General features: G+C 68.3%; 4 protein-coding genes and 1 pseudogene. 2 read left to right on the top strand and 3 right to left on the bottom strand.

Annotation, left to right across the window (positions count from 1 at the left end; translation table 11 throughout):
• Both I0Q12_RS00765 and I0Q12_RS00760 read right to left on the bottom strand, forming a co-directional pair.
• Positions 1-2,289, bottom strand: a pseudogene (locus I0Q12_RS00765) (valine--tRNA ligase); the annotation flags it as partial.
• Between the two features lie 74 nt (positions 2,290-2,363).
• The gene (locus I0Q12_RS00760) at positions 2,364-2,732 is read right to left on the bottom strand and encodes a cupin domain-containing protein (protein WP_197250137.1); all 369 of its coding nucleotides are present in this window, start codon (positions 2,730-2,732) and stop codon (positions 2,364-2,366) included.
• Between the two features lie 73 nt (positions 2,733-2,805).
• On the opposite strand from I0Q12_RS00760, the gene I0Q12_RS00755 reads away from it, so the two are divergent.
• Positions 2,806-3,246 (top strand): MarR family winged helix-turn-helix transcriptional regulator, encoded by a 441-nt coding sequence (locus tag I0Q12_RS00755; RefSeq protein ID WP_197250136.1) that lies wholly within the window; start codon positions 2,806-2,808, stop codon positions 3,244-3,246.
• 76 nt (positions 3,247-3,322) lie between these two features.
• A complete protein-coding gene (locus tag I0Q12_RS00750; RefSeq protein WP_197250135.1) occupies positions 3,323-3,586 on the top strand; it encodes a hypothetical protein in 264 nt (87 codons plus the stop codon).
• A gap of 29 nt (positions 3,587-3,615) precedes the next feature.
• Here the strand turns inward: I0Q12_RS00750 and I0Q12_RS00745 are convergent.
• A partial coding sequence (locus I0Q12_RS00745) for a prolyl oligopeptidase family serine peptidase (RefSeq protein ID WP_197250134.1) occupies positions 3,616-4,287 on the bottom strand: 672 nt, incomplete at its 5' end.

Below are 4,287 nucleotides of genomic sequence, written 5' to 3'. Positions count from 1 at the left end.
GGTCGCTGCGGAAGCGGCGCACCTCGGTGACGAGCTTCTGCATGTCCTCGATCCGGCGGGCCGCGTCGGCGTCGGTGGCCACCCCGGTCGTGGTCGGCCAGGACGCGATGACCAGCGACTCACCACCGGTGAGCACCTTCCACAGGGTTTCGGTGACGAACGGGATCACCGGGTGCAGCAGGCGCAGCAGCGAATCCAGCACGGCACCGAGCACGGCCCGGGTGTGTGCGGGACGGTCGCCGACGACGGCGGTGCCGTCAATCGAGGAACTGTCGGCGAGCTGCACCTTGGCGAGCTCGAGGTACCAGTCGCAGACCTCGTCCCACGCGAAGTGGTACAGCGTCTCGCAGGCCTTGGAGAACTCGAACTTCTCGAAGGCCTCGTCGACATCGGCGCGGACCTGCTCGAGCCGGTCGAGGATCCAGCGGTCGGCGTCGGTGAGCTCGCCGCGCGCGGGCAGCTCGGTCACGACGGCGCCGTTCATCAGCGCGAACTTGGTCGCGTTGAACAGCTTGTTGGCGAAGTTGCGCGAGGACTGGGCATGGTCCTCACCGACGGCGAGGTCGCTGCCCGGGTTCGCGCCGCGCGCGAGCGTGAAGCGCAGTGCGTCGGCACCGAAGCGCTCGACCCAGTCGAGCGGGTCGATGCCGTTGCCACGCGACTTCGACATCTTCTTGCCGTACTGGTCGCGGACCAGGCCGTGCAGGAACAGATCCTTGAACGGAACCTTCCCGTCGCCCAGCGCGCCGTCCCCCGCGACGTAGGTGCCGAACATCATCATCCGGGCGACCCAGAAGAACAGGATGTCGTAGCCGGTGACGAGAACACTGGTGGGATAGAACTTTTCGAGCTCGGGGGTCTTCTCCGGCCAGCCCATCGTGGAGAACGGCCACAGGCCCGAGGAGAACCAGGTGTCGAGGACGTCGGGGTCCTGCTCCCAGCCTTCGGGTGCGGTCTCGTCGGGGCCGAAGCATTCGATCTCGCCGTTCGGGCCGTACCAGATCGGGATGCGGTGACCCCACCACAGCTGACGGGAGATGCACCAGTCGTGCATGTGGTCGACCCACGCGAACCACCGCGGTTCCTGGCTGGCGGGGTGAATCACCATGTCGCCGTTGCGAACTGCGTCGCCGGCGGCCTTGGCGAGCAACTCGACCTTGACCCACCACTGCATCGACAGACGCGGCTCGATGGTCTCCCCGGAGCGTTCGGAGTGGCCGACGCTGTGCAGGTAGGGGCGCTTCTCGGCGACGACGCGGCCCTGCGCGGCGAGTTCCTCGCGGATCGCGACGCGCGCCTCGAAACGGTCCATGCCGTCGAAACGCGTTCCGGTGTCGGCGATCTTGCCGGCCTTGTCCATGATGGTGGGCATCGGCAGGTTGTGCCGCAGACCCATCTCGAAGTCGTTGGGGTCGTGCGCCGGGGTGATCTTCACGGCGCCGGTTCCGAACGTGGGGTCGACGTAATCGTCGGCGATGACCGGGATCTGCCGTTCGGTGATCGGGTGGTGGATCGTGGTGCCGACGAGGTGCTTGTAGCGCTCGTCGTCGGGGTGGGGTGCACCGCGACGGCGGTGTCGCCGAGCATCGTCTCGACACGGGTGGTCGCGACGACCACGTGCGGTTCGTCGTCGTTCAGGGAGCCGTAGCGCAGGGAGACGAGCTCACCCTCGACCTCCTCGAACTTGACCTCGATGTCCGAGATGGCGGTCTGCAGCACCGGCGACCAGTTCACCAGGCGCTCGGCACGGTAGATGAGCCCGTCGTCGTACATGCGCTTGAAGATGGTCTGCACGGCGCGGGAGAGGCCCTCGTCCATGGTGAAGCGGTCGCGGGACCAGTCGACGCCGTCGCCGATGCGACGCATCTGGCCCTGGATGGTGCCGCCGGACTCGCGCTTCCAGTCCCACACCTTCTCGACGAACTGCTCGCGGCCGAGGTCTTCCTTCTTCTTGCCGTCCGCGGCAAGTTGCTTCTCGACGACGGTCTGGGTGGCGATACCGGCGTGGTCCATGCCGGGCAGCCACAGCGTCTCGAAACCCTGCATGCGCTTGCGGCGGGTGAGCGCGTCCATCAGGGTGTGGTCGAGGGCGTGGCCCATGTGCAGGCTGCCGGTGACGTTCGGCGGCGGCAGCACGATGGAGTAGCCGGGCTTCTCGCTCGTCGGATCGGCCTGGAAGTACCCGGCATCTACCCAGCCCTGGTAGAGCTCGGCCTCGACAGCGCTGGGGTCCCAGCTCTTGGGGAGGGCGTCGGCGGGATTCTGCGGGTTCTCTGGCGCACTGGTCACCAGGCAATCCTAAGCGCCGCGCACAAATCGCCTGGACAGGCCCCGTCGCCCGGACGGCCCGCGCCCGGTCGCGATCACTGCGCCCAGGGCGGGGTGAGTTGCGTGCCGTCGTTCAGGGTCGCGGTCAGCCCCGGGGTGGTCGTGACCCAGACGGTGGTTTCCCGTGGTCCGCCGTCGACGATCACCTCGGCACCGGCGCGCACCAGTGCGACGTTCCCCTGTTCGACTCGGTTGCGGGAGCCGTCGATGGTGACGTGCAGCGTTCCGTCGAGGACGAGGAGCACCTCGTCGCGGCTCGGGCGGTGGGCGACGCCGCGCGTTCCCGCCGGCACCGTCAGCTTCCACGCGCACAGCTGTGTGCTGTTCCGGGACGCCACGTAGGACGCGAACGTGCTGCCGTGCGCGTCGAACCGGACGGCGTCCGCGGCTCCGAGGACCGACATCTTCTCCCCCTCATATAGTCAAGTTACTTGTCTATATGGTCAAGCTTCTTGACCTTTCTGTCAAGATGAGTCCATGACCGACTTCCCGGATCTCCCGGTACTCGTCCTGCGGGCCGCGAGCCAACTGGTCGACGCCATCCAGGAGGGCGTCGCCGCACGCGGGTTCACCGACGTCCGGCCGTCGCACGGATTCGCCTTCGCCCGGATCAGCTCCGGCGACGCCACCGCGTCCGACCTCGCCGAACACCTCGGCGTCACGAAGCAGGCCGCCGGACAGCTCGTCGACCAGCTCGTCGACCGCGGCTACGTCACGCGGGAAGCGGACCCCACCGATGCGCGAGCACGTCTGCTGCGTCTGACCGACCGAGGGTGGGCCTGCACGCGTGCGGCGGACGACGCGGCGCGCGAGGTGGTCGAGCAGTGGCGGGACCGGCTCGATCCCGCGACCTACGCGGCGCTCGGCACCGCCCTGCGGACCGTGGTCACCCCGGGACGCCTGCGCCCCGCGTGGTGACCGCGCCGCGTGTGAATCCGCCCCCGATCGGGTACTCCGTGAGCCCGCAACCGGTCGACACGAACGGGAGACCACGATGATGCGAGCACTGATGCTGGCGGCGGGCGCGGCCGCAGCCGGATACGTCCTCGGCTCGAAGTCGGGCAGAGGCACCTACGACAAGCTGGTGGGTCAGTCCGCGGACCTGTGGCACAACCCCGCGGTCCAGGACAAGGTGCACGAGGCGTCCAAGGTCGTCAAGGACACCGTCCCCCAGGTGTCGAAGGTCGTGAAGGACACCGTGCCCCACGTCCAGGAGACGGTCGGCTCACTGGCGAAGAAGGCCGGCCACAAGCACTGATCGCTCGACGCCGCCGAGCCGGGTCGATCTCAGCCCAGCAGTTCCGGCAGGTCGATCGGCCGGCCCAGCACGTGCTCGGACAGGAACGCCTCGACCGTCCGGTACCAGATCGCGGTGTGCTGCGGGCTGAGCACCCAGTGGTTCTCGCTCGGGAAGTAGAGGAAGCGATGCACGGTCGTGCCGTCGTCGTCGGCGGGCAGGCCGGATTCGGACAGCAGTTCGTACCACAGGCGCAGGGCCTCCCCGATGGGAACGCGATAGTCCTTGTCGCCGTGGATCACCAGCATCGGGGTGACGATGCTGTCGACGTACAGGTGCGGTGAGTTCTCCACCGCCATCTCGGGGGTCATCTCGCGCTGCCAGTACCAGGCGGCGTCGGTCGTGGGCGCGAACTGGTCGAGCGCCCACAGACTCGCGTGGGTGACGATCGCGCGGAACCGGTCGGTGTGCCCGGCGATCCAGTTCGCCATGTAGCCGCCGAACGATCCGCCCATCGCGCCGGTGCGTTCGGAGTCGATCTCGGGCAACGCCTCGGCGGCGTCGGTGATCGTCATGAGATCGGTGAACGGTTCCTTGCCCCAGCGACCCCAGCCGCGCTGCACGAAGGCGCGACCGTATCCGGTGGACAGTGCCGGGTCGGGCAGCAGCACCGCGTAGCCGCGGGCGACGAGCAGCCACGGGTTCCACCGCCACGACCAGGT

Source organism: Rhodococcus sp. CX, assembly GCF_015865005.1.
Taxonomy (GTDB): Bacteria; Actinomycetota; Actinomycetes; order Mycobacteriales; family Mycobacteriaceae; genus Rhodococcus.
Note: the sequence above shows the minus strand (reverse complement) of the source record. Positions and strands in the feature narration are given on the sequence as shown.

Excerpts from the sequence above, each read along its gene's own strand:
- I0Q12_RS00760 (WP_197250137.1), bottom strand. The coding sequence starts at position 2,732 with ATGTCGGTCCTCGGAGCCGCGGACGCCGTCCGGTTCGACGCGCACGGC.
- I0Q12_RS00755 (WP_197250136.1), top strand. The coding sequence starts at position 2,806 with ATGACCGACTTCCCGGATCTCCCGGTACTCGTCCTGCGGGCCGCGAGC.
- I0Q12_RS00750 (WP_197250135.1), top strand. The coding sequence starts at position 3,323 with ATGATGCGAGCACTGATGCTGGCGGCGGGCGCGGCCGCAGCCGGATAC.